This is a genomic window from Bradyrhizobium sp., assembly GCF_047605465.1.
Taxonomy (GTDB): Bacteria; Pseudomonadota; Alphaproteobacteria; order Rhizobiales; family Xanthobacteraceae; genus Bradyrhizobium.
In genome coordinates, this window is sequence record NZ_JASGFS010000018.1 from 28,604 (window position 1) to 53,610 (window position 25,007).

General features: G+C 62.2%; 26 protein-coding genes. 7 read left to right on the forward strand and 19 right to left on the reverse strand.

What is annotated here, in order from left to right; all coding sequences use genetic code 11:
• Nucleotides 1-221 precede the first annotated feature (221 nt).
• Nucleotides 222-539 (forward strand): transcriptional repressor TraM, encoded by a 318-nt coding sequence (locus tag QM712_RS16455; protein ID WP_415024167.1) that lies wholly within the window; start codon nucleotides 222-224, stop codon nucleotides 537-539.
• A 19-nt stretch (nucleotides 540-558) separates the two neighbouring features.
• On the opposite strand, the gene QM712_RS16460 is transcribed toward QM712_RS16455, so the two are convergent.
• The 6 genes from QM712_RS16460 to QM712_RS16485 all read right to left on the reverse strand — a co-directional run bounded on the left by QM712_RS16460 (nucleotide 559) and on the right by QM712_RS16485 (nucleotide 5,745).
• Nucleotides 559-1,263 (reverse strand): autoinducer binding domain-containing protein, encoded by a 705-nt coding sequence (locus tag QM712_RS16460; protein ID WP_415024168.1) that lies wholly within the window; start codon nucleotides 1,261-1,263, stop codon nucleotides 559-561.
• A 303-nt stretch (nucleotides 1,264-1,566) separates the two neighbouring features.
• Nucleotides 1,567-1,815, reverse strand: coding sequence for a hypothetical protein (locus QM712_RS16465; RefSeq protein ID WP_415024169.1), 249 nt, complete (start codon nucleotides 1,813-1,815; stop codon nucleotides 1,567-1,569).
• 74 nt (nucleotides 1,816-1,889) lie between these two features.
• Nucleotides 1,890-2,495 carry a winged helix-turn-helix domain-containing protein gene (locus QM712_RS16470; RefSeq protein ID WP_415024170.1) on the reverse strand — a complete coding sequence of 202 codons (606 nt, stop codon included), beginning with the start codon at nucleotides 2,493-2,495 and terminating at the stop codon, nucleotides 1,890-1,892.
• Between the two features lie 349 nt (nucleotides 2,496-2,844).
• Nucleotides 2,845-4,017, reverse strand: coding sequence for a helix-turn-helix transcriptional regulator (locus tag QM712_RS16475; RefSeq protein WP_415024171.1), 1,173 nt, complete (start codon nucleotides 4,015-4,017; stop codon nucleotides 2,845-2,847).
• Nucleotides 4,018-4,254: 237 nt separating this feature from the next.
• Nucleotides 4,255-4,818: a hypothetical protein gene (locus tag QM712_RS16480; protein WP_415024172.1), complete on the reverse strand. Its 564-nt coding sequence runs from the start codon at nucleotides 4,816-4,818 to the stop codon at nucleotides 4,255-4,257.
• Between the two features lie 453 nt (nucleotides 4,819-5,271).
• A complete protein-coding gene (locus QM712_RS16485) occupies nucleotides 5,272-5,745 on the reverse strand; it encodes an SRPBCC domain-containing protein (RefSeq protein ID WP_415024173.1) in 474 nt (157 codons plus the stop codon).
• Between the two features lie 424 nt (nucleotides 5,746-6,169).
• On the opposite strand from QM712_RS16485, the gene QM712_RS16490 reads away from it, so the two are divergent.
• Nucleotides 6,170-6,916 (forward strand): outer membrane protein, encoded by a 747-nt coding sequence (locus QM712_RS16490; RefSeq protein WP_415024174.1) that lies wholly within the window; start codon nucleotides 6,170-6,172, stop codon nucleotides 6,914-6,916.
• Between the two features lie 126 nt (nucleotides 6,917-7,042).
• Here the strand turns inward: QM712_RS16490 and trbI are convergent, their stop codons facing one another.
• From trbI to traI, 12 genes are read right to left on the reverse strand one after another with little or no spacing between them, the layout of a single operon-like run.
• On the reverse strand, nucleotides 7,043-8,338 hold the full coding sequence (gene trbI / locus QM712_RS16495) for an IncP-type conjugal transfer protein TrbI (RefSeq protein WP_415024175.1): 1,296 nt from the start codon (nucleotides 8,336-8,338) through the stop codon (nucleotides 7,043-7,045).
• 9 nt (nucleotides 8,339-8,347) lie between these two features.
• The gene (gene trbH, locus QM712_RS16500) at nucleotides 8,348-8,800 is read right to left on the reverse strand and encodes a conjugal transfer protein TrbH (protein ID WP_415024176.1); all 453 of its coding nucleotides are present in this window, start codon (nucleotides 8,798-8,800) and stop codon (nucleotides 8,348-8,350) included.
• Nucleotides 8,801-8,802: 2 nt separating this feature from the next.
• Nucleotides 8,803-9,663: a P-type conjugative transfer protein TrbG gene (trbG, locus tag QM712_RS16505; protein WP_415024177.1), complete on the reverse strand. Its 861-nt coding sequence runs from the start codon at nucleotides 9,661-9,663 to the stop codon at nucleotides 8,803-8,805.
• Nucleotides 9,660-10,322, reverse strand: a complete 663-nt coding sequence (locus QM712_RS16510) for a conjugal transfer protein TrbF (RefSeq protein WP_415024178.1) — start codon at nucleotides 10,320-10,322, stop codon at nucleotides 9,660-9,662. The genes trbG and QM712_RS16510 overlap by 4 nt, the downstream gene beginning before the upstream one ends.
• A 43-nt stretch (nucleotides 10,323-10,365) precedes the next feature.
• A complete protein-coding gene (gene trbL / locus QM712_RS16515) occupies nucleotides 10,366-11,520 on the reverse strand; it encodes a P-type conjugative transfer protein TrbL (RefSeq protein ID WP_415024179.1) in 1,155 nt (384 codons plus the stop codon).
• 15 nt (nucleotides 11,521-11,535) lie between these two features.
• Nucleotides 11,536-11,712, reverse strand: a complete 177-nt coding sequence (gene trbK, locus QM712_RS16520; protein WP_415024180.1) for an entry exclusion protein TrbK — start codon at nucleotides 11,710-11,712, stop codon at nucleotides 11,536-11,538.
• A gap of 2 nt (nucleotides 11,713-11,714) precedes the next feature.
• Nucleotides 11,715-12,512, reverse strand: a complete 798-nt coding sequence (gene trbJ / locus QM712_RS16525) for a P-type conjugative transfer protein TrbJ (RefSeq protein ID WP_415024181.1) — start codon at nucleotides 12,510-12,512, stop codon at nucleotides 11,715-11,717.
• Complete coding sequence (locus QM712_RS16530; protein WP_415024182.1) at nucleotides 12,484-14,937, reverse strand: conjugal transfer protein TrbE; 2,454 nt, start codon at nucleotides 14,935-14,937, stop codon at nucleotides 12,484-12,486. The genes trbJ and QM712_RS16530 overlap by 29 nt, the downstream gene beginning before the upstream one ends.
• An 8-nt stretch (nucleotides 14,938-14,945) precedes the next feature.
• The gene (locus tag QM712_RS16535; protein WP_415024183.1) at nucleotides 14,946-15,245 is read right to left on the reverse strand and encodes a conjugal transfer protein TrbD; all 300 of its coding nucleotides are present in this window, start codon (nucleotides 15,243-15,245) and stop codon (nucleotides 14,946-14,948) included.
• Nucleotides 15,238-15,609, reverse strand: a complete 372-nt coding sequence (locus tag QM712_RS16540; RefSeq protein ID WP_415024184.1) for a TrbC/VirB2 family protein — start codon at nucleotides 15,607-15,609, stop codon at nucleotides 15,238-15,240. Before QM712_RS16540 ends, QM712_RS16535 begins: the two co-directional genes overlap by 8 nt.
• Nucleotides 15,599-16,567 carry a P-type conjugative transfer ATPase TrbB gene (trbB, locus tag QM712_RS16545; protein ID WP_415024185.1) on the reverse strand — a complete coding sequence of 323 codons (969 nt, stop codon included), beginning with the start codon at nucleotides 16,565-16,567 and terminating at the stop codon, nucleotides 15,599-15,601. Before trbB ends, QM712_RS16540 begins: the two co-directional genes overlap by 11 nt.
• Nucleotides 16,568-16,579: 12 nt before the next feature.
• A complete protein-coding gene (traI, locus tag QM712_RS16550; protein ID WP_415024186.1) occupies nucleotides 16,580-17,197 on the reverse strand; it encodes an acyl-homoserine-lactone synthase TraI in 618 nt (205 codons plus the stop codon).
• A 403-nt stretch (nucleotides 17,198-17,600) separates the two neighbouring features.
• Between traI and repA the strand changes: the two genes are divergently transcribed.
• From repA to QM712_RS16570, 4 genes are all read left to right on the forward strand, one after another.
• Nucleotides 17,601-18,824, forward strand: coding sequence for a plasmid partitioning protein RepA (gene repA, locus QM712_RS16555; RefSeq protein WP_415024187.1), 1,224 nt, complete (start codon nucleotides 17,601-17,603; stop codon nucleotides 18,822-18,824).
• Nucleotides 18,809-19,870, forward strand: a complete 1,062-nt coding sequence (gene repB, locus QM712_RS16560) for a plasmid partitioning protein RepB (protein ID WP_415024188.1) — start codon at nucleotides 18,809-18,811, stop codon at nucleotides 19,868-19,870. The genes repA and repB overlap by 16 nt, the downstream gene beginning before the upstream one ends.
• Before the next feature lie 238 nt (nucleotides 19,871-20,108).
• Nucleotides 20,109-21,392: a plasmid replication protein RepC gene (gene repC, locus QM712_RS16565; protein WP_415024189.1), complete on the forward strand. Its 1,284-nt coding sequence runs from the start codon at nucleotides 20,109-20,111 to the stop codon at nucleotides 21,390-21,392.
• Between the two features lie 186 nt (nucleotides 21,393-21,578).
• Nucleotides 21,579-22,508 carry a DUF3991 domain-containing protein gene (locus tag QM712_RS16570; protein WP_415024190.1) on the forward strand — a complete coding sequence of 310 codons (930 nt, stop codon included), beginning with the start codon at nucleotides 21,579-21,581 and terminating at the stop codon, nucleotides 22,506-22,508.
• 305 nt (nucleotides 22,509-22,813) lie between these two features.
• On the opposite strand, the gene QM712_RS16575 is transcribed toward QM712_RS16570, so the two are convergent.
• Nucleotides 22,814-23,989: a site-specific integrase gene (locus QM712_RS16575; RefSeq protein WP_415024191.1), complete on the reverse strand. Its 1,176-nt coding sequence runs from the start codon at nucleotides 23,987-23,989 to the stop codon at nucleotides 22,814-22,816.
• Nucleotides 23,990-24,064: 75 nt separating this feature from the next.
• Between QM712_RS16575 and QM712_RS16580 the strand changes: the two genes are divergently transcribed.
• On the forward strand, nucleotides 24,065-25,006 hold the full coding sequence (locus tag QM712_RS16580) for a DUF1403 family protein (protein ID WP_415024192.1): 942 nt from the start codon (nucleotides 24,065-24,067) through the stop codon (nucleotides 25,004-25,006).
• Nucleotide 25,007: the final 1 nt, after the last annotated feature.

Consider the following 25,007-nt stretch of genomic DNA (forward strand, 5'->3'; position numbering starts at 1 on the left):
CGCTGCCTCGGGGCTTAGAAACCCCTCGATTAGCGGTTGGTGCCGGCCGTGACGGCACCGGAATCCTCTGACCTAACGGCCGGGGGCCTGTGACGTATGTCCAGGCGCCTCGGTGCTAAAGGTCATAGGGACCGTCTAATCGCGGTTTTCTAACCCCCGGCTTGGGCTCAAGGGATTAACGTCGGCGGAGGCGCACCGCGGACCAAGCCTGTGTGAGTGTTGTGGCAACGGATCAGGATGAACCGACCAAGACGGGGCTCGATTGCGATCTCGACGAAATTTTCGCAGCCATGACGCAACCTCAGCTTGAGCGGGCCACGGTCGACGCCGTGCGCGAATATCGCGCGAGCGTCGCGGTTGCCGAGACGGCCCGCTTGCAGCGCGAGGCCGCAGAGGCCGACCCGGAATGTTGCCCGCAACGCCGAGCGGAAATCCAACGGCTTTATCGGCATGCCGAGACCGAACACCGTGCGCGTCAACTCGTCCTCAACAGGCTCATCGAACGGCTCGGCTATGTGCCGAAAGTCATCGACGGGTAGCGGTCGAGCTGCTCAACACTCAGATCAGCTTCTTCTCCATCGCAATCCGCACGGCTTGCTGAAGATTGCTGGCGCCGAGCTTATCGCGTGCGTTATCGAGATAGAACTGCACTGTTCGTGGCTTGATGCCGAGCAGCTCCGCAATCACTTGCATCGACTTCCCATGTGAGGACCAGCTCAACGAAGTTGCTTCCTGCGTTGAAAGGCTGACCTCCCCGGCCTTCAGCGATGCGCCGGCAGCCATGCTGAGATGGACGTGGACATAGGCCAGCGCCAAGGCGGCCTGCATCGGGTCCCAGGGTGGCATCTCGACACGTCGCCGATCCGTTGCGAGCGTGATCATCGCCGTGCGGCCGTAGCTCGTGCGAATGGGGATGGAAACCCCCGACCGGATGCCAAAGTCGATGGCCTCGGAAAAGAACTGTCTGATCTCACGCGAGCTCCTGCGGCCGGCCAAATCTTCCGCGGACCAGGCGAACATCCGCATGTTGCGCTTCGCCGTCGTCACGACCGGATCGATGACGGTGTAATGGCGGTCGAGATAGATTTTCTGCCATTCCGCAGGATAGTCGGTGAACGCAACGCCATCATCAGCATGAACATGAATGTAGGCGTATCGATCGAAGCCGGACGCAACCGTGAAATTCCTGATTGCGTTACGGATGGAACGCTCATCGTGTGCTACATCGATAGCATCGATTAAGCCTTGTAGCAGACTATCCAACGGCAATGCCTCCTAGTTTGGACCTCCAAGCATCGGCGTCGGCGATTTGACCGTGGCCATCACCTTGTTTGCTGTTCTTTTGCTCCGATACTCGTCATGCGCCTTGATAAGCTGGCTGTTCTGACTCCCCTTCCCTTCCCCGAAATTCTCCGCAAGGTCGCAACGCGGTTCCGCGCGCAGCTTATGGATGCTCAGTCCGCCTCGCTCGTATTGAGGGTAGCCGAGCCTCAACGCCCGACCGGCCCCCAAGATTAGGATTTGATTGGTTCGGCTCGATGCCGCGGACAAAACTGATCAATGGCATCATGCTGCCGTGGCCTGGATTGACGGTTGCGGCTCGCCATTCGCCGGGATGCAATAGACCAACCGCCGGCGAGATTGGTTGCCCTTCAACATGATCACCGCGCGCGCGCGCGTAACAGCGTGCAGTTGTGACGAGTTGTGAGACGGTCTCGATGCTCGTGACGGAAACTGTTGCAATGCCGCATCGGAGACATCAATTTCTTCAGCCGGGACGGCCGATGCACGGTCGTAGATGCGGCGGTCGGACACGCCATTTCGAATCGGGTGATGCGACACGGGGGAAGCCTTTTTCGGACGGCGTTCGCATCACGGCCCATTGTCGCTCAGGCGGTACGAAGCGGTTCGGTAAAGCGAATGCCGGCCGCGTGAATATTCGTGAGTGGCAGGGTCAGATCCATCGCGCGCGCCTTTTGCCGGAGCCGATAGACAAGTGAATCGAGGCTGCGCGTCGATGGATTCAGGTCATCGTAGCCAAACAAGCGACCGATGCTGATCCGAGATGCTTGCTGACCTGGGGAGTCCGACAGCACCTCGAGCAGTATAAACTCGCGCCCAGAGAGGCGGACAGAGGTGCCGTCAGGGGATACCAAGCTCTGCTCGACACGCCGCAGCGTCCACAATGAAACCTCGTCGGCGAGACGTCGACCAGGCGGCGTGACTGCCAATGCTGGCGACCTTAACCGATCAAGCTGCGGACCCGGAGTCCGGTTGAGCGGGATCACGGCGCTCGGAGCGTTGCGGTGAGGACTCCTTGGCGGGCTCGCTGCGACGTTGCCGAAGATGGTGCCGCCAACAAGCGTGAACAGTCGCGCCATCGCTTCAGGCCGCTCGCCCTCGGGGAAGCGTGCCAGCCGATCGGCGACGAACTCGGCAAGGTGTTCAATCGACACCTCAGCGGTCTCGCTTGCGGATTCGCCGCGCCGGGTCATTCGCGGGCCCAGGCATCAGCGGAAACATTCGCCAACGTGGCGCGGACGATGGATGCGATCGTGCCAGCGGTCAGCCGACCTGCGCTTCGACACGGGCTCTCCCGGTCCGGCGAGCGCAAGGGCGTTCGAACGGTCGTGAATTGCAGTTTGAAGTTGCGCCATCGCATCCGGTTCGGACTGACGCGGGCGTTAGCCTGCGGCATCGTCGACGAGCGAGCCGGCGACGGATGAACGCAACAGGTGAAGTCTTGCGGGAGAGGTTTTCGCCATAGGTGACCCCGGTGTTCGCGCAATTGTCGACCCTGCGCTTACTACCGGACGCGGCCAAATGGCCCATGATCAGAATTGACTACGAGTTCCTGGGGCTCGCCGGCGCAATGGCCGTCAGGTCGGTCAGCAGCCGCTCCAGGTCGCGAAGATTGTCCGCTTCAGCCTTCGACAGGATCGACCTGATCTGATTGCGAATCGTGGGGAGTGACACACCACGTCGCCGTGCGACCTCTTCGGCGCTCCTGCCGCCGAACAGCGAAGCGGCGACCTCAGCCTCGGCGACGCTCAGCCCCAGGACGTCGCACAGTGTCGCTAGAGGAGGCGGCGCAAGGCGTCGTAGCGGCCTTAACAGGATGAGGGCGGCCCCCCGATGTGCGCCGGGCTCTCGGCCATCGGGCAGAAGAACCCCCAACGCTGGCGAGATCAGGAGTGCATAGGTCGCGCCATCTTCCTCGAAGACCCGCATCCAGCCGCCTGCTCCGCCATTGGCGGCAGATGCGACGAGGCGGCGGAGCTCCGTCGTCTGGCGGTGAGATCGGATCGTGAGGTGAACGCCGCCGGTTGCGTCCGTGCCAGAGCGGACCGTAGAGACAGGCGCGTCCGGTGTGTCGATCAGTCGCCGGCCTGCCGCATTCAGAAAAAGCAGCCGCAATCCACCATCGACGATTCCCACGGCCGCCGGCAGCGCATCGAGAATCGGCAGGCTCAATGGCAACGTGCTTCGGTCGAGGCCGAGCCGATCTCTGAGCTCGAGAGCCCGCTGGAAATGGGGGAGCACCATCTCCAGCATTCGGACTTCCGCGGACTCGAACGCGTGGTGGCCGTGACCGCGGTAGAGCGCCAACGGCGTCGGCTTGCGAACGCCAAGCAGGCCGCCGATCATGAAGCGATACTCAAAGGGCCGCGCAAAATCCTGATAGTATTCGCTTCGGAGGAAATCGTCCTCTGCAACCAGGGCCTCGCCAGGTGATGCGGTGCCGATGTGCACAGCCCTGCCTGCATCAAAATCGACGCGCGCACGCGCGACATACGGATTGATACGGTGGAAGTAGGAGGCGTAGACGGCACCTGCCTCGCTATGGGGCGGCAGGATGTTGTCGAAGCTTCCATCCTCTTTGCTGTCGCCAAAGAAAATCGAATGAGCATCCAGCAGTTGGCAAAGCCTCGCGCCCGCATCCGCCCATTCTGTGCCGCCGGTCGCCGCTTCATAAATGGCGGCGACGCAATCGGCGAGGTGCCGCTCAGCGTCCAAAATCTGCCTCCTATCTCGCGGTTGCCGTCTCGCCCTCATTTTTTGTGACGGGCCAATTATACGACCAGCTGCGCGAAATTACAGAAGGTTCTGCGAATTCTCGGTCCCTGCCAACAGCTTAGATCGCTTCGCTGCTGAAACAAATCAGCTGAAACACTTTGTCGCCCGGGACGAAGCATTGGAAAGCCCGTGGTGCACCGAAGCAACACAATTCGTCGCGAACCGCGACAACTCGCGTCAAGTCATCACCACGACCCGCCACGTTGCCGCGACGGCATTCCAGATATCGTCACCTGTGTCGCCATGTCGTTTCAGTTCGTCGCAACTGCATGCTTTTCTCCAAATGTATCTGCTGTAAATTTGACACAACTTTGCACGGTCAGGAGCGACGTCGCGGAACGAAGATTCCTGTAAATCGGTGCGGCACCTCAATACAGATGAACGGAAAACACGGACGTCCACATGCGAGGCGCAGCACGCACGTTGACAGATCGCAAAGGCAAGGCTCTGCCAGATGACGACGGTGACCGGCGCAGGACGGCACTTCCGCACTTGCCGTTGGCGCGGCGATCGCTCGGTCCCTTGCTCGACGCCGTCAACCGCATTGGCTTCCTGAGTGGCACCGCTGGTCTCGTGGTTGCGATGAGCACGGGTCGAATGAACGTCGGCCGAGGGTTCGCCTTCTTCTCGGTTCTGTTCCTCGCCACCCACCTGCGGTTCTTCTTCCAGCGAACGAGCCGGGATGTCGAGGCGAAGAAGGCGCCTCTCACGCGGCAGCCGTTCCACCGACGGGGCTGTCATCGGCGGGCGCCCGTTGAAGGAGGGGACAATGGGGACACTAACGAGCTCGCAAGCTGGAGAGCTCCTGTCGAGGAGATAACGAAATCAAGTGCTGACGTTCTTGTCGATCTTTCAATAGGACAGAGTTGCGCTGAACAGTGGGATTGTAGCGTCAGTCTCGTACCCGCTCTCAGTTCGATGATCGAAGCCTCCCAACGGCTTCAACGTCGAGACACGATCAATGGCTGCTCGCATAACGCCCTCATTGGGCAGCCAGGGCGTCGTAGAGGGTGTCACCAAGCTGTAAGCGTCTTGGCGGACCCTCCTGTCCCGGTCGATGTTAAATGACAGCACTTGCGCGCGGCCAGCCGCCCGGCTGGCCGCGCCGTTGTTTTCCAGACGCTCCACCCTTGGGACCGCTGCGATCCAAGCTGGACGCGTCGAAACGCTGACGCCCGCAATCGCAACGGCCTTTCAACGTCCCCAGGCGCTTTCCACAAATGCCGCCAGATTGGCGAGGGAAGATGCCATCCCCGATTCATGATCGGCCCTCCCAATGCCTTGCGGCACCTGCTCCGCGATAACGCTCACAAGCGTCTTTTCGCCTATCGGACGAAGAACCCAGCTCATGATCATCGTGCCGGCAAATTCCGGCCGGTCAGACAAGAACTCTATCGCTTGAACAATGCTCGCGTCCGGCACGAGACTGACGAACCGTCCCGACACCACGTCCGTCCGAGACGACGTCTTTCCAATATCTGCCCTGAACGACAAGATAATCCTGAAGCGTCCCCCCTCCCGGGCGTCGAACTGCTTGATGTCAGCACGCGCACCTGCGGGCGCGATCCAGCGGATGAGTTTCTCCGGCCGGATGCATGCGTCGTAGATGCTAGCCGAGCTGGCAGAGATGAGCCGCGACGCTGTGTGTGTCTGGTCGGCGTCGTTCATGCTGCCTGTCTCCTTGGCGTAGAACCGCCTTTATCCCTTGAAGACGTCTCAGGTGGTCAAATCCCGACATTCGCAGCAAACCGACAAACTCCCCCGCCGGTCACGTTTCGATCGGCGTGGCTGGAAGTCTGAGCGCAATGTCCCGGTGTTAGCTTCACTGCGCCCCGCCGGGTCAAGTTAACTTCGACCGCAAGCATCACGTCCGACGGGCCAAAGAATTCGTCGTCGTCGCTCGGATCGCATTTCCGCCTGCATGCGGCAAGACCGCAACAAATTTCGACAGAAGTCGCGAGCTTTCGTTTCGGCGCGTCACACTTGGTCGCTGTGCTTCCAGTCTTACGGCAAGTAATCCGTTTGCATGATCTGCTTCGTGCGTCGCGGGGCGCGCAGAACGAAGTGTTTCAGCAAACGTGGGGGAAGTCCTTTGAACAAACTAGCTTGCGGAATACTTGCTTTCGTACTGGGCACGAGCGCTGCGGTTGCGGCCGATCTCGCACCTCGATCACCAGCCAAAGAACCGACGCCGCCTGTCGGCTTCAACTGGTCCGGACTTTATGGCGGCCTGCATGCAGGTTGGGTTGGCTCGGACGTATCGGTTCTCGACAACGTCGCCGATGGCATCCCCGGCGGCCCGTTCAAGTACATCCCGTCAGGTGGCTTCGGTGGCGGTCAGTTCGGTTACAACTGGCAGATTGGTGGGGCGTGGCTTGTGGGCGTCGAGGGGGACGTCGGATACATGGGCTTCTCCGGAAAAGGCCGCATTGGCTCATCGATCGCAACAGCACACCAGGACCTTGAACTGTCTTCCGCCTTCTATGCCGATGCGACTGCTCGGCTTGGATATGCCATCGTCCCGCAGACGTTGATCTACGCAAAGGGGGGTTGGGCCTACTTTGATGGCGCTTCCTCGCAGACCACGACGAACCCGGGCTTCGTCACCAACGCCGCGGAGGGCCTCAACGGCTGGACGGTCGGCGCCGGCGTCGAACACTTTCTGACCCCGGCCGTCAGCGTGAAGGTCGAATATCAGTATTTCGACTTTGGCTCGAAGAACGAGGGTAATCAGACCTCGATCAGCGATCCGCCGGTGGGGCACGTCTATCGCAACTGGACCGACTTGACGATGAGTTCGGTCAAGGCCGGATTGAACTACCACTTCAGCAGCTTCTGAGGAGCTCTACCGCTTCGCCCATTCCCTTGCTGTCGTGCATCACGCACCCGATCGAGCCGATCGGGTGCGTTTTGTTTTCCCCTGCCCTGCCCGCACAATTCGGCGAAAGCTGCGGCGCACCCAATGTCACCCGCGATAAGCGGACGGAAACACCATGTCCTGGTCGACAAGGACGTTGAAGATGTAGCCCGGTCGAATCTCCAGGGTGGGCTGCACGTTCATGTTCTTGCTGATGGTCTGCTCGGCGACGCGCCCGAACGTCTCGGCGAAGCTGTTGCGTGCCGAGTCGGTCGGCGTCTGCCGATAGCCGTATGGAGAACCCGCTGGCATTGACATATCGATGCCGGCGCCGATGGCGGCAACGAGGATCGCCGAGCCGAATATCTTGAAATAGTGATTGTCGACTTCGTCGGTAAAGCCGCCATAGCCCTCGGCGTCGGTTCCCGACATGCCGCCGATCTGCAATGTCGAGCCGTTCGGGAAGATTATATCCGTCCACACGACCAGGACGCGGCTTTGCCCGAACGATATCTTTGAATCGTACCGACCCATCAGCTTGGCGCCTTGCGGAATCAATAACAGGTGCCCTGTGGCGCTGTCGTAGACGTTCTGGCTGACCTGGGCGGTGATGCGGCCAGGTAGATCGGAGTTGATCCCTGTGATGAGCGTGGCCGGAATCACCGAACCACGCTTGAGCTCATAGGCCGACGTGGGCGCGACCACCTTGTTTGGCAGATATCCAAGCTTTTTTAGATCCGCGTTGAAGAAATCTTCCTTTGCCCCCTGACCGTTCGGATCGATGTTCTGCACGCCATAGCCCGCCCGTAGCGCCGCCGCGTAGAGGTCGGAGGCTCGGCCGGCAGCAGGCGACGCCCCGGTGTTCCCGGGCGTCGCCGAGTTGACGGACGCGGCGCTCGCCTGGAGCTTGGCGAGGTTCACGGCGAGCGGCGAGTCGTATGCGGCACCGTTCGCCTGAACCCTCGCCATCCGCTGGCGCTGCTGCTCCCGGAGGTATTGCTCGTGCGCCTCCCGATCGAGCCGCGCGCGCCATAGCGCTTCCGGCTCAAGCTGCGAGGCCGCTGAGCGGTCCGGCTCTCGTTCGGCGAAGGGATTTGGCTGCTTCGGTGCCTCCTGCTGCGGCGGTGCGGGTTGGAAAGTTTGAGCATCCGAGGGATCGCCGATGATGCCGTTGGAAATCCCTTTCTTGAGTTGATCGGCATAGGTCGAGGCTGGTGTCGACGACGCGCCATCGACCCCGGCATCGCGACGGAAATACAGACCTCGCGACGTCAGGCCATAGAAGATGACCGCAAAAAATACCACCACCAGCACGATGCCAATGATGATCGGCAGGCGGTTGATGCGGCGCAGCCCCGTTCCCGCTGCCTCGGGACTGCCGCCAAGCTTCAAGGATTGCGCCATGACCGTCCCCTATCCGCGCTGCATGACCGAGAGTGGGCTCGCCGGCGACGCTCCCGCGGCCGTGGCCGCATAAGCGCGGCCGAGCTCGAGGCTACCGGTCGACAATCGCGCGAGGACCTGGCCGTTATAGGACTCGATCACATAAGCAAGCGGTATGGCTGTGTCGCCACCCGTCTTCTGGTCGGTCGCAACCGCGTAGCCCCAACTCTTGAGCGATGTTTCCAGCGCCCGGCCGAACGGGGTGCCATCGGGCTTCAGAACGATCGTGCCGGAGCCCGGCCCGATCTGCTCCGCGAACTTGGTCACCAGATCGCCGGCGATCGCCGACGCGGCGGGGCCGGTCAAATCGGGCGGCGCGGAGCTCGCCACCAGACCTCCACCTCCAAGAGATGCGCATCCGGCAAGCGAGACTGCGAGCAGGGAGAGAACGAGCCACCGGCGGGCCGTCGAGAACACGACCATGATCAACCTCCCCTCCGGATCGTCACCTTGTCCTGATTCCAAAAGCCGACGCCGGACACCAGGATGGCCGTGTCGATCTGATAGTCGACCACCATCATGTCGCCCTTCAGCCTGTAGTTGACGATGCGGTTCTGGCCGCCTGAGACCACGAAGAGGACGGGCGCGTCCTGACCGGACAATGAGGAGGGAAACTGGATGTAGGTTTTCTCGCCGTCGCTGTAGACGCGGGTCGGCCGCCATGAGGCGCTGCCGCTGACGCTGTAGGAGAAGTTCAGTTGCTCGGCCGGCACCCCCGCCCCCGGAATCGTATCGGAGCCGAGGCGAGCGTTGATGTCCGCAAGCTTGCTGCCGACATCCTCCGGATATTCAAAGCCGACGCGGGCCATGTATTGGCTCGCGTTCGACTTCAGTTGAATGTGATAGGTCCGCCTCGACGTCGTCACCACCATCGAGGTGACAAGCCCCGGCTCCGAGGGCTTCACGATGAGATGAATGGCCTGGCCGCCGACCGCGCCTGACGTGGCGGGCTCGACCTTCCAACGCACGGTGTCGCCAACCAGCACGTCGCGGACAACTTCGCCAGCCTGGAGCTCGATGTCGCAGACCTCAAGCGGCGAACATAAAACGGACGGCTGCACTTCGCCGTATAGGAAGATGACCTTGCCGTCCGCTCCGCGCGTCACGAGCCCGTTTGATCCGCGCCATTGCCGTGAAAGAGTCGCCCCTTTTCGCTCCTTGGCGCTCATGGCCTGCGCCGCCGCCTGCCCGTTTCCCCACAGCAAGGCGACGGCCGATGCCGCAAGAATGGCGGCCGTCCCACGTTTTCTGAAATTTGATGGCATTGGCATCCCCGCCCCTTTCATAGTTGCGCCGTCCAGTCGAAATCACGCAGGTAGAGGCCGATTGGATTGAGCCTGATGGTCTGCTCGTCCTGGGGCGGAGTGAGCGTGACGGTTGCGATGCCACGAAAGCGATGCCCGCCAGTTTCCTTTCCCTTCCTGTCGCGTTCGAACTCGGTCCAGTCGATCTGATAGGTTTGGTTCGACAGCGCGACGATGTTGTTGACCTCGATGGCAACCGTCGTCGTCTTTGCCTTTTCGAATGGTGAGTTGCTGCGAAACCAGTCGTTGATCTTCTGGGTGGCAGGGTCCGTCGTTCGCAGCAGCGCGTAGGTGCGATCGATATATTGTTTCTGCACGACCGCATCGGGGGTGACCGAGCGGAAATTCGACACAAAACTGCCCAGGGTCGCACGCACCACGCGTGGATCCGCATATTCGATCTGTTGCGGATAGCCGGCGCTCGCGGCGGTCCCAAGCTTGTCCACCTCGACGATGTAGGGGACGAGCTTCACCTGCGTGCTTTGAAACAGCGCATAAGCAAAGCCGATCACGGCCATGATCATGGCGACGATCCCGATGGTGCGCCACGCCGCGGCTGCCTTGACATAGGAGCCATAACGCTCGTTCCATTCCTGGCGAGCAGCGAGATAGGGATTGTCAGGCGGATTCGGCGCGGCCATTCGAGTAAAAATCTCCACTCATGATCTGTCAGGCTGGGGACATTCAGGTCTTTCCGCTCGACTTCTTTTCCGCGCGCGATTGATCGAGCTTCGCATTGGCGAGGCCGAGCGTGGTTGAACCGAACGATGCGCCAATGGCGTGATCGCGAACGGCAGATGCGAGTGCGCCGCTCGTGGTGCCGACGCCTTCGCTCATGGCCTTCAAAGCTGCCGCGCCGAATGACGCACCATCGGCGCGCGCCGCGCTGAATCCGGCGGCGCCCGCTCGCGCGCCGCCCACGGCAAGCGCGGCGCTGCCGGCAGCGAAGCTTGCGACCTGAGCGCCGTGCTTGACGACCTCCATGCCACTGCCAACCGAAACGCCCTGCACGACGCCTTGGACGATATTCGGGACATAAATCGAGATCATGAACACCACGACCGAGATGCCGCCGATCGCAAGCGTCCCCACAAACGCGTCATTCCCGGTGCCAGTCTGGTTGGCGAGGTTCATGAGCACGTCGGAACCGATCTTGGCGATCATCACCAGCGCCATCAGCTTCATGCCGACAGAGAACGCGTAGACGAGATAGCGGACGGCGAAGTCCTTGGTGAACGACGAACCGCCGAGACCAAGCATGATCATGCCGGCGAGCAGGCCGACATACATTTCGACCATCACTGCGACGAAGATCGCCGCGACCAATGAGAAGGCGATCACCACGATGACCATCGCGAAGACCGACGCGATCGCCAGCGCATTGTCCTGGAACAGGCCGAATTGCGCGTTCTGCGACATCGAGGAGGCGACCTTGAGCCCCGCGTTAAAGACATCGGCCGGCGAAGCGGAGCCGCCCCCTGCTCCGATCTGATAGAGGCTGTCGACGACGGCCTTGGCGAACGTGAATCCCTGGTCGAGCACGAACGCGAAGAAGCCGATGAACATGATCCGCCGCACCATCTCGGCGAACCAAGCATCGAGCGTCGCGGCCTGAATGCCGAGCCAGACCGCGGCGATACCGACCTCGATTCCCGCCAGAATCCAGAACAGTGATTTTGCGGCCTGCGTGACCGTCGACTGCCAACCCTTGGCGGCCGTTGTCACCGAATTTTCGAGCGTCGTCAGAACGCTGCCGTCCTGCTGCGCCAGGGCGGGATGCGCGGCGACGACGATGCCAATCGCGACGATGAGAATAAGTCCCGGCTTCACCCCACGCATCCCCCTGCCCTTTCCCTACCAGCGCGGCTTCATCTGCTGGCCACCAGACGTGTCGTAATCTTGTGGAGGCTTGAAGAAACTGCGCGCCCGCGAGGCGGCGTCTTGGCCCGCGCCCGATGTGCGTGGCGCAAACACAAACCACGCCACGACAGCGCCCGAACCGATCGCGATGACGGCGATGACGATCGGCAATCTCACCACCGCGGCTCCATCGTCTGTCCGCCGGACGTCGCTGGCGCCGTCGCGTTGAAGAATTGTTCGCGGCGCGCCTGCGACAAATCCTTGCTCGCCTGCGACGACTGGAACCAGGTCGCCATCATGGTGGTCTGTTGTGAAATCAGGCCCCGCAGCTTCTGCATCTGCGCGACTTCCTGCACGGCAATCTCGTGGCCGACCTGAAGGGCCTTCATTTGCCCGTCGGCGCTCTGCGACGCCGTCTTGAGCTGCGACATCGTCGAATTCTCGGTCGAAAATTGCTGGGAGGTCAGCCCTGCCGCCTGCAGGGTGGCCGAGATCGTGTCGCGGTTCGTGTTCGACCAGTTTTGGTAGGTCGAAGCGAAGCTCGTGCCGTTCGGCAGATTGGTCTTGAACTGCGAATAGCTTTGAAAGCGCTGCTTGAGCACATCGTCGATGTTGCCCATCGAGAACGCCATGCCCTGCCCTTTGTTGACGATGTTCTGCAGTTGGGTGAGATCGCTCTCAACCTGGCCCCAGATATGGGCAGGCAACTGAGCCGTGTTCTGCACCATGTTCTCATAGATCTTCAGTTGGTTCTGGATCTGTGTCGCGAGTTGTGAAATCTGCTGAATCTGGTTGTTGATCTGCGTCGTCGACTGGCCGACGAGGCTGACAAGCTCGCCGTTATTCATGATTTGGGTGAACTCGGTCGAGCCTCCGCCGGCCGCGCCGGCGATTGCCTGCCCGCAGCTCGACAGCCCCACGATCAAGGTGACGACAAGCGTCTTACGGCATGGCGAGAAGTGTCTCGGCATGGCTGATCCCCCTTTCCTTGAGCCAATGGACGGGCCAGTCGGCGCCGGCCTTCTTCAGTGCGAGAATGCGCTTGAGGTCGTCCTTGCCGGATGCGCCGACGAACGATAGAGCGACCGGACCGAGCGCCATGTTGAAGAGCCGGCGACCCTCCGGCGAAGCGACATAGTATTCGCGCTTGGGCACGGCCGTCGCGACGATCTCGATCTGGCGCTCGTTGAACCCGATGCGCTCGTAGAATTCGCGTGTGCCCGGCTCGCGTGCCGCACCGTTCGGCAGACAGATTTTGGTCGGGCAACTCTCCTTCAACACGTCGATGATTCCGGACCGTTCGGCGTCCGAAATCGACTGCGTCGCAAGCAGGACCGCGCAGTTGGCTTTGCGCAGCACCTTCAGCCACTCGCGGATCTTGTCGCGGAAGACGGGATGGCCGAGCATCAGCCAGGCCTCGTCGAGAATGATCAGGCTCGGCGCACCAGTCAGCCGTTTCTCGATTCGTCGAAATAAGTATGTGAGAACCGGGACGAGATTGCGCTCGCCCATGTTCATCAATTGCTCGATCTCGAATGTCTGGAACGATCCCAGCTGCAAGCCGTCTCGCTCGGCGTCGAGCAGTTGGCCCATCGGGCCATCGACGGTGTAGTGATGCAGTGCGTCCTTGATTTCGCGCATCTGCACGCCCGATACGAAATCGGAAAGTGAGCGTCCGCGCGCTTCGGCCATCAGCCCGATTTGACGCGAGATGGCGTTTCGATGATCGGGGGTGATCGTCACACCCTGCACCGAGACGAGCGTCTCGATCCATTCCGCCGCCCATGCGCGATCGCTGTCGGTCGACAGATCAGAGAGCGGACAGAACGCGAGCGGGGCGGCGCCATCCGAGTCGTCGCCCCCGATTTCATAGTGGTCGCCGCCGGCTGCAAGCGTCAAAGGCAGCATCGAGCGGCCCTTATCGAAGGCAAATATCTGCGCACCGGCGTATCTGCGGAACTGTGCTGCGATCAGAGCCAGCAGCGTCGACTTCCCGGAGCCTGTCGGACCGAACACCAGCGTGTGACCGACATCGTCGACATGCAGGTTCAGCCGGAAAGGTGTGGAGCCGGACGCGACCTGCATCAGCGGCGGTGACGCCGGCGGATAGAACGGGCATGGCGCAAATGGACTGCCGGACCAGACCGAGTTGAGGGGAATGAGGTCGGCGAGGTTGCGCGTGTTGATGAGCGGTTCGCGGATGTTGGCGTACCAATTGCCGGGCAGGCTTCCAAGGAAGGCTTCAGTTGCGTTCAGCGTCTCGATGCGTGCGCCGAATCCTTCTGCCTGGATCAGACGGCGGACGGCTTCGGTCTTTTCCTGCAGCCGCGCGTTACTCTCGTCGAACAGCACGATCACTGGGGTGTAATAGCCATAGGCGACGAGCTGCGACGAGGCTTGCGCGATCGCGTCCTCCGTCTCCGCCACCATCGCGGCCGCGTCCTGATCGATCGAGCGGCTCTGGGTTTGGAAAAGCTGGTCGATGAAAGGCCGCACTTTCTGCTGCCACTTCTTGCGCGTGCGCTCGAGCTTCTGGCGCGCATCCTGGTCGTCGAGGAACATGAAGCGTGACGACCAGCGATAGGTCAGCGGCATGAGGTCGAGGGAATTGAGAATGCCGGGCCAGCTCTCGGCCGGAAAACCGTCGATCGCGACCACGCCAAGATACCGGCTCTCGACCATCGGCGAGAGCCCGTGCTGCAGCTCAGCCGTCGCAAGCCAGTCGAGATACATCGGAATTTCGGGCAAGCGGATCGGATGGTTCTCGCCGGTGATGCAGAAACGGATGAACTGAAAGAGCTCGTCATAGCGCGCGACGCGCGTGCCATCCCGTTCCTCGACCTCCCGCGTCGCCATGCGGCGAATGGAAAGGACGCTGGCAAGATATTGCCCGACCTCGCGCACGGAGGTGCTGAAGCTTTCGATCGCCGTATCACCATAGGAGGCCGATCGGCTCTCGATATCGGAGTAGACATAGCGCGCCAGGCCGGCGCGCCGACGCGCAGGCGGCCGCCAGCTCAGAATAATCGCGTGCCGACTTTCGAAGTGCCCGCTCTCCTGCTCGAAACGGCCGCGGCGCTCGTCGTCGATGGCGCGGGTCACCGGATCCGGAAAATAGCAATCCTGCCGGGCCGGATATTCCGTCGTCGGGACCCGCACGGCCTCGACCTGAATCATCCAGCCGGAGCCGAGGCGCGACAGGATCGTATTAATCTGACGCGAGACCTCGTTGCGTTCCGCGTCGGTCGAGCTCTCCGAATCGGGACCCGCGAAATACCAGCCCGCCATCAGCGAGCCGTCCTTCAGCAGCACAATGCCGTTCGCGACGAGGCCTGCATAAGGCACAAGATCGGCGAAGGACGGGCCGGTGTGTCGGAAGGAGCGCAGCACGACCATGAGGGACCTCAGTAGCGACGCCAGGGCGTCGAGGTCGCCCGGTAGTATGGCCGATAGGAGATGTGGCGGGCATAGACTCGGCGCATCATCGGGTCGGCCTTCGCCATCATGCGTAACGCGGCGACCACGACGATCCAGATTGCGGCGCCCAATATGGCGGCGTACCAGGTGAGCACCACGAAGATCAGAATGACCGCCGCGAGGCCCGTGAGCAGCACGAGCTCGCGGTCTGCGCCGAACAGAAGATTCGGTCGCGACAATGCGCGATGAATGCGATTGCGTCGAAGATTGGCGCCGACCTCAGCCACGACCGAGATCCCCTGCCCTATCGGCGATCGGCGGCACGTCACCAATAGAAGCGCCGCTCGAACCGAACAGCGCAACGATTTGGGTCGCGCCAAGCAGAATGCCGGCGACAAGGACGACGTACATGAGGCGTCGCGCGAAATCGTTGAGCTCGCCGCCGAAGATCAGCATGCCGCCGGCGACCGCGACGGCCGCGAGAGCAATGAAGCCGGCCACAGGACCGGTGATCGATTGCTGGATCTGTTGCAGGGGGCTTTCCCACGGCAGATTGCCGCCGCCGCTGGTCGAGGCAAAAGCCGGGTCGAGCATGAGAGATGCGAGCAGGATGCCGCCGGCACAAACGATCATCGCATTCTTAGGCGACATGAAGCTCCTCCGTTCGGGCATAGGATTCCGTCTGGTATTGACCAGCCGAAAAGCTTTCGACGTGCAGCACGTCGCGCACCTGGCGACCGCGAGCGGTACGTTCGATCGAGACAATCAAATCGACCGCCTCGCCGATGACCTCGCGCATGGGCTGTTGACTGGCTTCGGCCGTCAGCTGCTCGAGACGACGCAGCGCGGACAACGCGTTGTTGGCGTGTATGGTGGTGATGCCGCCCGGATGGCCTGTGTTCCAAGCCTTGAGCAGTGTCAGAGCCGCGCCATCGCGGACCTCGCCGACGATGATGCGATCAGGGCGAAGCCGCATCGTGCTCTTGAGCAAACGCGCCATGTCGATGGTGTCGCTTGTATGAAGGCAGACAGCGTTTTCGGCCGCACATTGAATTTCTGCCGTGTCTTCGAGGATGACCAGGCGATGCTCGGGCGCCTGCGTGACAATCGCCGCAATCACCGCATTGGCGAGCGTCGTCTTGCCCGACCCGGTTCCGCCCGACACCACTATGTTCAAGCGCGAAGCGATCGCATTGCGGATGACGGCAAGCTGGTCGGCCGTCATGACGCCTTGCGTGACGTAGTCGCCGAGATCGAACAGCCGAGAAGCCCGCTTTCGGATGGTGAAGGTGGGTGCGCCGACCACAGGCGGAAGCAGACCTTCGAAACGATGACCGCCGATCGGCAGCTCTCCCGAGATGATCGGTCGTTCGTCGTCGGCCTCGGACTGCAGCGCATGCGCAACGCTGCCGATGATGATCTCGGCCGTGGCGGCCGGCATGTTGCCGGCATCTGCCATTCCCTGACCGAGTCGCTCGATAAAAAGGCGTCCATCGGGATTGAGCATCACCTCGACCACGGCGGGATCATCGAGCGCGGCGCAAATCTGGTCGCCAAGCGCGTCCTGAAGTTTGCGGACCAGCCGCGGATGCGAACGAAGTTGGGCCATGGCAATGATCGCCTACGCTGCGGCGCGCGGGGCGCGCCGCAGCTCGGAGCGATAGCCCGGCGGACAAACCTGCTCGAAACTCGTCTGGTCCGCCGGCAATATCCCAGCGACGCTCAAGGTCTCGCCGATGAGCTCCACGCTCCCGAGGCGTTTCATCGGCCAACCGGCCCGTTGAAGAATCCGCTCTAAACGCACATCGGTCGCGGTAGCGATTTCATTGAAGCCGTTCGCCATCGACCACTCGATGATTCCGGCGAACATGGTGAGGGTTGCTTCGTGCAGCTGTCCCCGCCCCGCCACCCTTGTGTCCACGCAGAAACGCGAGCTCTCGACCATTGTGCGCGCTCCGCGCAATGTCCCGCCGGCGAGAAGCTGCGGGAATGTCTCGGACAGCATGGTCGGTCCCGTCGTCGGCAGAAGCCGTGCACAGCCCGCGACGGCGCCCTCGCCTGTCAGGGCGAGGATGTAGGTGGGGCACAGGCTGTCATACTGGTCCCGCTCGCGCCCCTGTTCGATCCGGACCTGCCAACCCAGCCGGTCAGCGAAGATCCGTGCCCGTAGGCGAAACATCTCGTCGAGCAGGGATTTTCGGCTGACCTGGTTGTTCGCATCGATCGCAATTGCCCGCATTTCGCCGATTCCTCCGCCGGACAGGTGAACGGCGGCAGGTCAGCATGTGGCGGACGAAAGCTTGCCCTGTTGAATTAACGGGGGCTCCGGGAGCTTCAACAACGACTGAGTCGCGCAGTGAGATCTCAAATGCCGTTCTTGGGTCTTGGAAATGATCAGAAAAATTCTTGCCTGGACTGTAGGAATAACGGGTGCCACAGGGGCGGCCTCGCGCGCGAGAGCCTACGCGATAAACCCGCGATAACATTGGGCGAATGAGAGCGAATCGCGTTCTGCCGGGCGTTCGACAGCTGCCGCCGTTAAGGTTCTGTTAACCAAATAAAGTTTGACCGATTGAAGGAATCGGGCAATCGTCCGGCGACGCTTTTTTAGCGATTATCGGAAAAATTCCGTCGAGAGCCAGATGACTGCTGCAGTTGCAATCAGAGCCGACAGCGAGGCGTCGATCGCGAAGATCACGCGGCATTCGCATCTCCTCGCCGCGCAGCTGCAGGCGCTCCGGTCGCAACTGTATCCTCCGGAGGCACAAAAGACGCTCAAAACCTTCACCTCGCGCGAGGCGGCCGCGATGGTGGGGATTGCCGAGTCGACACTGCGGCAAATGTCCCTCGATGGCGAGAGTGTCGTGCCAGAGCTTCACGGCAAGGACAATCGGCGCCGTGCGTATACGCTCGGACAGATCAACGAAATCCGCGAACATCTTGCCAAGAAGCGTCCGAAGGATGCGATCGACTTCCTTCCGCGCCGCAGATCCGGAGAAAAGCTCCAGATCGTCGCAATCGCCAACTTCAAGGGCGGGTCGGCGAAGACGACGACGACGGTGCATCTGGCCCATTTCCTGGCGCTGCAGGGTCTGCGCGTGCTCGCCATCGATCTCGATCCACAAGCATCACTGTCGACCATGTTCGGTTTTCAGCCGGAGCTTGATGTCGATGAGAATCAGACCGTTTACGGCGCGATCCGATATGACGAGGACCTTCGCGTTTCGCTCCGCGACGTGATCCGCAAGACCTATTTCGACGGCGTCGATCTGGTGCCGGGCAATCTCGAGCTCATGGAATACGAACATGAGACGCCGCAGGCGATCGCCCGTGGGGATGGTCGCGGCGAAGCCATGTTCTTCCGCCGGCTGCGGTCGGTCATCGGGACCGTCGAGGACGATTACGATGTCGTCTTGATCGATGCGCCGCCCCAGCTCGGATATTTGACCTTGGGTGCGCTCTTCGCCGCGACAGCACTGCTTGTCACCGTGCATCCGGCGATGCTCGACGTGTCGAGCATGAACCAGTTTCTCAAGATGACGAGCGATATCCTGCATGTCATCCAGGATGCTGGCGGCGAGCTGCAGCACGATTTCGTTCGATATGTCCTGACCCGCCATAATCCGCACGATGTCCCCCAGGTGAACATCGTCGCGCTGCTGCGGTCTCTTTTCGGCGAGGATGTGCTCGCACCTGTCGTTGTCGAGACGACGGCCATCGCCAATGCGGGCCTCGAAAAGAAGAGCCTCTACGAGATGGCGAGAGGAGCGGTCGGACGCGACACCCTCAGCCGTGCGATTGAATCAGTTGATGCGGTCAATCAGGAAATTTTGAACCACCTCAAGCACGTTTGGGGCCGGACATGACGAACGCCAAGGATCGCTCCAATCGGATGAAGAGCTTGTTCGGCAATGTTGATCGAGCTGCGCTTGAGAAGCAGCTCCCCTCCCCTTCGAACGACAAGTCCCGCTCAAATCCGTCGGGCATGTCGGGCGCAGTGAAGTCGATGCAGCTTTCGTTCTCGGCAGTCGAGGCGGAGAACGAGCGCCTGCGCGCGCAACTCCAGTCGGCGGAAGCCGCCGTGGAACTGGACCCTAAGTCAGTCGTCCCGTCCTTCGTTCGAGATCGTCTCGACATCGAAGGGAATCCGCACTTTCCTGACTTCGTCGAAGGTATTCGAAGAGACGGCCAGAAGCTTCCCATCCTGGTCCGCCCGATGCCCGATCAGGCCGGAGTCTATCAGGTCGCCTACGGACATCGCCGCTTGCGCGCGTGCCAGCTCCTCGAAATTCCGGTTCGTGCCATCGTCATGCCGCTCACAGACGAGCAGTTGGTGGTCGCGCAGGGCATCGAGAACACCGAACGGGAAAACCTTTCCTTCATCGAGCAGGCGCTCTTTGCCATCGAACTCAAGAAGCGTGGCTTCACGCGCGAGACCATCGCGAAGGCATTAGGGCGCAGCGAAGAAAAAGGTCTGCCCTACATCTCGATTCTCACCTCGACCGCCGGCGCCCTTCCCGAGGAGCTGATCCGGAAGATCGGGCCCGCTCCCTCCATCGGCCGCCCAAAATGGGAGAAGCTGGGTTCGTTCTTCAAGGATCAGAAGCTTTCAGCCTCAGCGAACTCTGCGGTGAACGGGCTGATGGCCTCCGTGGATTGGCAATCGCTAGGGTCTGACGAACGATTTGCACGCGTGCTTGGGCTCTTGGACCGCCCTGCCCCGTCAACCGAAGCACGCGTCGAGGAAATTGAAGTCGGCGACGGGCTGTCGATTACGGCCAAGCGAACGCCGAAAGTGACGCAGATTTCCATTCCGCATGCGCCGGCGCCGGGACTCTCAGCGTGGCTGATCGAGCGGCTGCCTAGCCTTGTGGAGGAGTTCAAGCGCTCAGAAGAAGGGGCCACACCATGAGGTGACATCCACAAAGGAAAAGGGCTCACCGACGGCAATCGGCAAGCCCTTGTAATCCTGGCCAACAGAGCGGTGTCGCTCCGTCAGCATCAGCAGTGACAAACTGATTCTATGACGAGGCGCTTGCACAATCAAGCCCTGCTTTCCAGGCAGAGCGTGAAGTTGTGCGCCATTTTGCTGGCTTTTCATCCACGCGAATGATGGAGCTGCGGCCACAAAAGCCGCGGAATGGCTGGCTATGGCCCAAGCTACGGAGATTGCATCGTTTCGGCGGGTCACACCTGCCATTCTCGCGAGCGCTCGTCTCGCGATGGCAAATGATGTGCCGGAGGTGACGAAGGCGGAGGTTGCCATCGTCCTCAAGAAGGCCGCCCCTATCTTGGGGATCGACGGATCGACTTATCACATCATGGATATCCTGATCGGTCTCTCGCGGTCCGACGACTGGAAGGGCGCCAACCGCCCGATCGTCGCGATCTCGAACGCGAAGCTGGCCGAATACACCGCGCGTTCCGTGCGGCAGGTTTCCCGCTGCATCAAGCGGTTGGTTGAAGCCGGAATCGTCGCCTACCGCGACAGTCCCACCGGCCGTCGCTTCGTCTACAGGGACAAGGAAGGCGGCATCGATAAGGGCTATGGCCTCGACTTCACGCCAGCACGTGTCCGGATCAAAGAGCTGAAGGGCCTGGTCGATGACTTCCAGGCCCGCCTGCACAGCGAGCAGGAAGCCCGCCGGGCGACCACGCGGCTCTCTCGAGCGATTGTTGACGCTTGTGATGCTTATCCAGAGAGGGCCGAGGCCTGGAAGGCGGCGCTGGAGGAGATCCGGGCGCAGGCGCTAACTGATGAGGATGAAGCCGAGGCGCTCGATCGGCTGCATCAAAGGATCATCTCCGAAGTCACCGATGAGTACGTTCCGACTGAAATGTCATGCGAGGGTGACATGGATGTCGCTCCTAATATTAATACAACCCCTCAAAACTCATTTGAAAGTAAGAATGAACGGCCTCGCTCTAACGAGCGAGAAATTTATTCCGAAGAGGACGACCGCTCGGCGGTCGCCCCATCAACCGAAAGAAAGTCTGCGGACATCCACCTGATTCCGCAATCACGCGTCGGAGCCGGGGGCGCGCGAGGACCGGACGAAATCCAAACGCGAATTCTGGGATCGGTGTCGGTTAGCCTGATCAGGGCCGCGTGCCCTGAAGCCTCGGAGATTGCCGGACGACCGTTCAGAAATTGGCCCGAATTGACCGCCGCGGCCGAGGCCATGAGGGTGATGATCGGACTGTCCGAGGCGGCGTGGATCGAAGGCATGAGTCGCGTCGGGCGCTATGCCGCCGCTGCGATCCTCGCTACCGTGCTTGAAAAGGCACTGCGGCAGCCGGACCAGATTTCGAGCCCGGGGGGCTATTTCCGCGCGATGGTGGAACGCGGCGTCGAAGGCAGTCTGCATCTTGAGAAGAGCCTGTTCGGGCTTGCCGATGGGGCGTTGAAGCGTAGCCTGGAGCGTAAGCCATGACCGGCGGTCGGGGGGTTACAGCTGTAACTATTGCGCGTCGCCGGCCTTCACGTCGTACTGGCGAAGAGGAGCTGGCTCGATTTGAGGCCGGAAAGTGGCGTTGTTTCAACGCGCTCGGTGAGGGGGGTAACAGCTGTAACCCTGGTCCCTGTCTGATCGGTCGTCCGGAACGGTGGAGCTAGCGCCATGGCCCATTACGATATCCCCGTTCTCAAGGCCAAGGTGCCATGTTCCGCTGTCCTGGAGGCGGCCGGCTTCAAGATCGACTTGCGCGAGAGCACCCCTAAAGCCGTCAAGTATCGTCGCGGAGAGGGGCAGATCGTTATCGTCATCCATCAGGGCCGCGGCTGGTTCGAACCCACGTCGGACGCGAAAGGGGACGTCGTCTCGTTGGCCGAACACCTCGGTGCGCCAAGCTTTGCCGCGGCGCTCGAGGCGGTTGCCGAGCTGATCGGCTTCCAGCCCTCTGACCCGGCGTGGCAGCGAACAACCCGCCGCGCTCCTCCTCCGGATGTTTTGGGCCGTTGGTCGGCTCGGCCCCGTCCGGCGCCCGGCTCTGCCGCATGGAGCTACCTCACAGAAGCGAGGGCCCTTCCATCGTCCATCGTCGCGGCAGCGAGCAGCGCTGGGATTTTGCGAGAAGGACCTCGGGGTTCGGTATGGGCCGCGCATATGGAGACAGATGGCCGGCTTGTCGGCTGGGAGGAGAGGGGGCCTGGTTGGCGCGGCTTCGCCACGGGCGGAGCGAAAGCGCTCTTCCTTTTTGGAAGCACGTCGGCACGTCGAATCTGCGTAACGGAAGCCGCGATCGATGCGATGAGCCTTGCAGGCATCGAGGGTTGTCGGCCCGACTCCCTGTACGCGAGCACGGCCGGGGGTTGGGCGCCGGCGGCCGAGACAGCCCTGAAGATGCTGGCAAGCCGGCCAGGAGCTGAATTAGTGGCGGCGTCCGACGCGAACGACCAAGGGGACGCATACGCAGCGCGGCTGAGAGACATTGCTACGGCAACAGGGGCGAATTTTCTCAGGCTTTGGCCGGACGCCATCGACTGGAATGAACAGCTCTCCAGTGCCGAGCTCGCGGCAGGCTCAGAAGGTGGGCCGGGGCGGTCCTAGCCGAGAGCCGAGGTCGAGCCGCAGACCGGAATCGCGGGGGGGGACAGACTGACCCCGCCATCAAGCGGGCGCGGTATAGTGACAGCGATCGGCTTCACCCCCGTGAAGGTCGCCATTGGATGAGTTACGGCCGCGACGCTTTGTCGATAGTGCGTCGCACGCTTCAGCGGTCCCGGACAGTCTTCATCCGACTGGACCAGCCAAGCCGGGCAGGGCCCATCGAGTTCGGGAGGCGTCGGCGGCGGGGGCCTGGAAAACCCTAAGGCTTCGGGTCCCAGGCGGATGGCTCGGCGCGACTGCGCCAACTATAGCCCGGCTGCCTTGGTCAAGTTCACCCGGAAGCGGTCCCGCCGACGCTGATAACCCCTGGTCTGCTCGGCGCTGGCATGGCCGAGCTGCTTCTGGACGTACCGCTCGTCGACCTCAGCAGAGGAGGCGAGGCCGGCACGCAGCGAATGCCCGGAGAACTTCCCTTGCCGATCGCCTTCCGTCAGATCCGCGCGCACACCGGCGGCGAGGGCGGCGGATTTGACCAGACGCGCTACCTGCTTGTCGGTCAGGCGGTCCGGCCCGACATCTTTTCCGGCCTCGCGGACCCGTCGGAACAGCGGTCCGTGGCCGATCCGGGCGAGCTTGAGCCAGGTCTGCAGGGCAACAACCGGGCAGGTGGCGTCCGAAGATCCCTGGCCGATTTCGACCTCGCGCCAACCGGTCTTGCCGCGCAGGGTGACCACGATGCCGCCCTTGAGGATCTCGATCCAGCCGCTGCCATCTTCGGTCTGCTCAGGTCCGAGATCGAGGCCAACCACCTCGGAGCGACGAAGCCCGCCGGCGAAGCCGAGCAGCAGCATGGCACGATCGCGCAAGCCCCGGAGGCTGCCGCGATCGAACGTCTCGAGCATGGCGATGATGTCCTCGGGCAGCACGGCCTCCTTCTTGACCGGTGGCCGGCCGTGGGTGCGGCGGATGCCCGCCAGAACGGTCGCGACATGGCGATCCTGGCGATCAAAGGCGACGCCGCGCTGGCGGAACTGCCAGCTCAAGGCCGACAACCGGCGCTCAATCGTCGATACGGCGTCAGGCTTCGGGCCGGCCTTTCCAGCCGCGCAGGCGGTGATGTAGAGCCCGATGGTCTGGACGGCTGGGGGCAGGGGGTCGAGCGCCTGCCGCCGGCACCAGGCCGTGTAGTGGCGCCAGTCCGCCCCATAGCCGCGGCGGGTGTTCTCGGCGCTCGACGCCTTGATGTAGTCGCGCGCTCGGTTTGCGAGCGGCTCCAGATGCGCCGGAAGGCTCGTTGCGACATCCGGAAGAGGGGAGGGGAGGCCCCCTGGCGCCTCGGCCGGCTTCTTTCCGGTCGATCGCGCCGAGCTCTCTTGCGGCGGGGAGCCGTCCTGGAGGCTGATTTTCGGGTCGCGCGGGGCGTCAGGGCTCATTTTGCTATAGTGAGAAAAAACGTCCGATAATGCAACATTATCGGACATTTTTATTCGCCGACAGGCGCGGCGGTTTTTCCCAAATTATGTGGCATAAAGCGCCGTGCCGGATTACCCTCGGACATGACCTCACGCCCGCGACTCATGCCCGATGCCCCGCCGACCTTCCCGCCGTTTCCGGGCTGGGTGCGGCAAGGCGTGACGTCCGAAAGCGTTGATGATGCGATGTTTTCCGCCGGCGCCGCGCTCGCCGCGCTCCATCCGATCGCGCGCAGCGAGCACCCGTTGGGATCGTTGTGGCGGCATCGGCTGTCGCTGTCGAATGCCGCAGTGCTGGCGCGGTACGGCGGCCGCACCGAGGATGAGGCGGCGCTGCGCGATGCCTGGTATCTGCGCCGCGAAGACGACGATCCCGGCCCGGGCGGGCGCATCCTCAAAGCCTGGCGGCATCTCGGCGAGCGCAGCGCCATGGCGTCGAAGGACTGGACCCTGCGGCTGTCGGCGCTGTTCGAGGTGCACTTCAGCGACGCGCTCGAGGACGTCGTGGCGCAGGCCGACAAGCTGATAACCGGGCAGCGCAATGCCGTCGCGGCCGCCGCCGAGATCGCGGCGGCGAGCCTGCGCTTCGTCCCGCAAAGCGAACCGCTCGCGCTGTGGCTCGCCGACATGGTGCTCGCCCAGCTTCTGAAATGGCCGATGGCGGTGCCGTTGATCGCGGGTCAGATTCGCCGCGGCGATCTGCGCGCCGCGGCGAAGGTCGGCGCGGCGGACGACGCCTGGCCGAGGGCCTGCGCCCTGGCCTATGCACGCGCGTCTGCAGATGCGGCCGATCTCTATGTCGACCTGGTGCGCCGCGCCGATCGTCTGCTGGCGGCGGCCCCAAAACTGCGCGGCAAGGACGCCGACACCATGGTGGCGATCCTGATCATGGAGGATGCCCAGCCCGCCGGCGCCGGCAAGACCGCCAGCGACCGCAGCATGCGCCGGCTGTTCGAGCGGCTGGTGGCGCTCGGCGCCGTGCGCGAGCTGACTGGCCGGCCGACCTTCCGATTGTACGGGCTCTGAG

Coding starts and splice junctions, on each gene's coding strand:
- trbI (WP_415024175.1), bottom strand. CDS start 8,338: ATGGCGCAATCCTTGAAGCTTGGCGGCAGTCCCGAGGCAGCGGGAACG.
- QM712_RS16480 (WP_415024172.1), bottom strand. CDS start 4,818: ATGACAGCCCCGTCGGTGGAACGGCTGCCGCGTGAGAGGCGCCTTCTT.
- QM712_RS16570 (WP_415024190.1), top strand. CDS start 21,579: ATGGCCCATTACGATATCCCCGTTCTCAAGGCCAAGGTGCCATGTTCC.
- QM712_RS16575 (WP_415024191.1), bottom strand. CDS start 23,989: ATGTCCGATAATGTTGCATTATCGGACGTTTTTTCTCACTATAGCAAA.
- QM712_RS16510 (WP_415024178.1), bottom strand. CDS start 10,322: ATGGCCGCGCCGAATCCGCCTGACAATCCCTATCTCGCTGCTCGCCAG.
- trbB (WP_415024185.1), bottom strand. CDS start 16,567: ATGGCCCAACTTCGTTCGCATCCGCGGCTGGTCCGCAAACTTCAGGAC.
- QM712_RS16540 (WP_415024184.1), bottom strand. CDS start 15,609: ATGTCGCCTAAGAATGCGATGATCGTTTGTGCCGGCGGCATCCTGCTC.
- trbJ (WP_415024181.1), bottom strand. CDS start 12,512: ATGCCGAGACACTTCTCGCCATGCCGTAAGACGCTTGTCGTCACCTTG.
- QM712_RS16530 (WP_415024182.1), bottom strand. CDS start 14,937: ATGGTCGTGCTGCGCTCCTTCCGACACACCGGCCCGTCCTTCGCCGAT.
- traI (WP_415024186.1), bottom strand. CDS start 17,197: ATGCGGGCAATTGCGATCGATGCGAACAACCAGGTCAGCCGAAAATCC.
- trbG (WP_415024177.1), bottom strand. CDS start 9,663: ATGAAAGGGGCGGGGATGCCAATGCCATCAAATTTCAGAAAACGTGGG.
- trbL (WP_415024179.1), bottom strand. CDS start 11,520: ATGCGTGGGGTGAAGCCGGGACTTATTCTCATCGTCGCGATTGGCATC.
- QM712_RS16470 (WP_415024170.1), bottom strand. CDS start 2,495: ATGACCCGGCGCGGCGAATCCGCAAGCGAGACCGCTGAGGTGTCGATT.
- trbH (WP_415024176.1), bottom strand. CDS start 8,800: ATGGTCGTGTTCTCGACGGCCCGCCGGTGGCTCGTTCTCTCCCTGCTC.
- repC (WP_415024189.1), top strand. CDS start 20,109: ATGGCCCAAGCTACGGAGATTGCATCGTTTCGGCGGGTCACACCTGCC.
- QM712_RS16580 (WP_415024192.1), top strand. CDS start 24,065: ATGACCTCACGCCCGCGACTCATGCCCGATGCCCCGCCGACCTTCCCG.
- QM712_RS16485 (WP_415024173.1), bottom strand. CDS start 5,745: ATGAACGACGCCGACCAGACACACACAGCGTCGCGGCTCATCTCTGCC.
- repA (WP_415024187.1), top strand. CDS start 17,601: ATGACTGCTGCAGTTGCAATCAGAGCCGACAGCGAGGCGTCGATCGCG.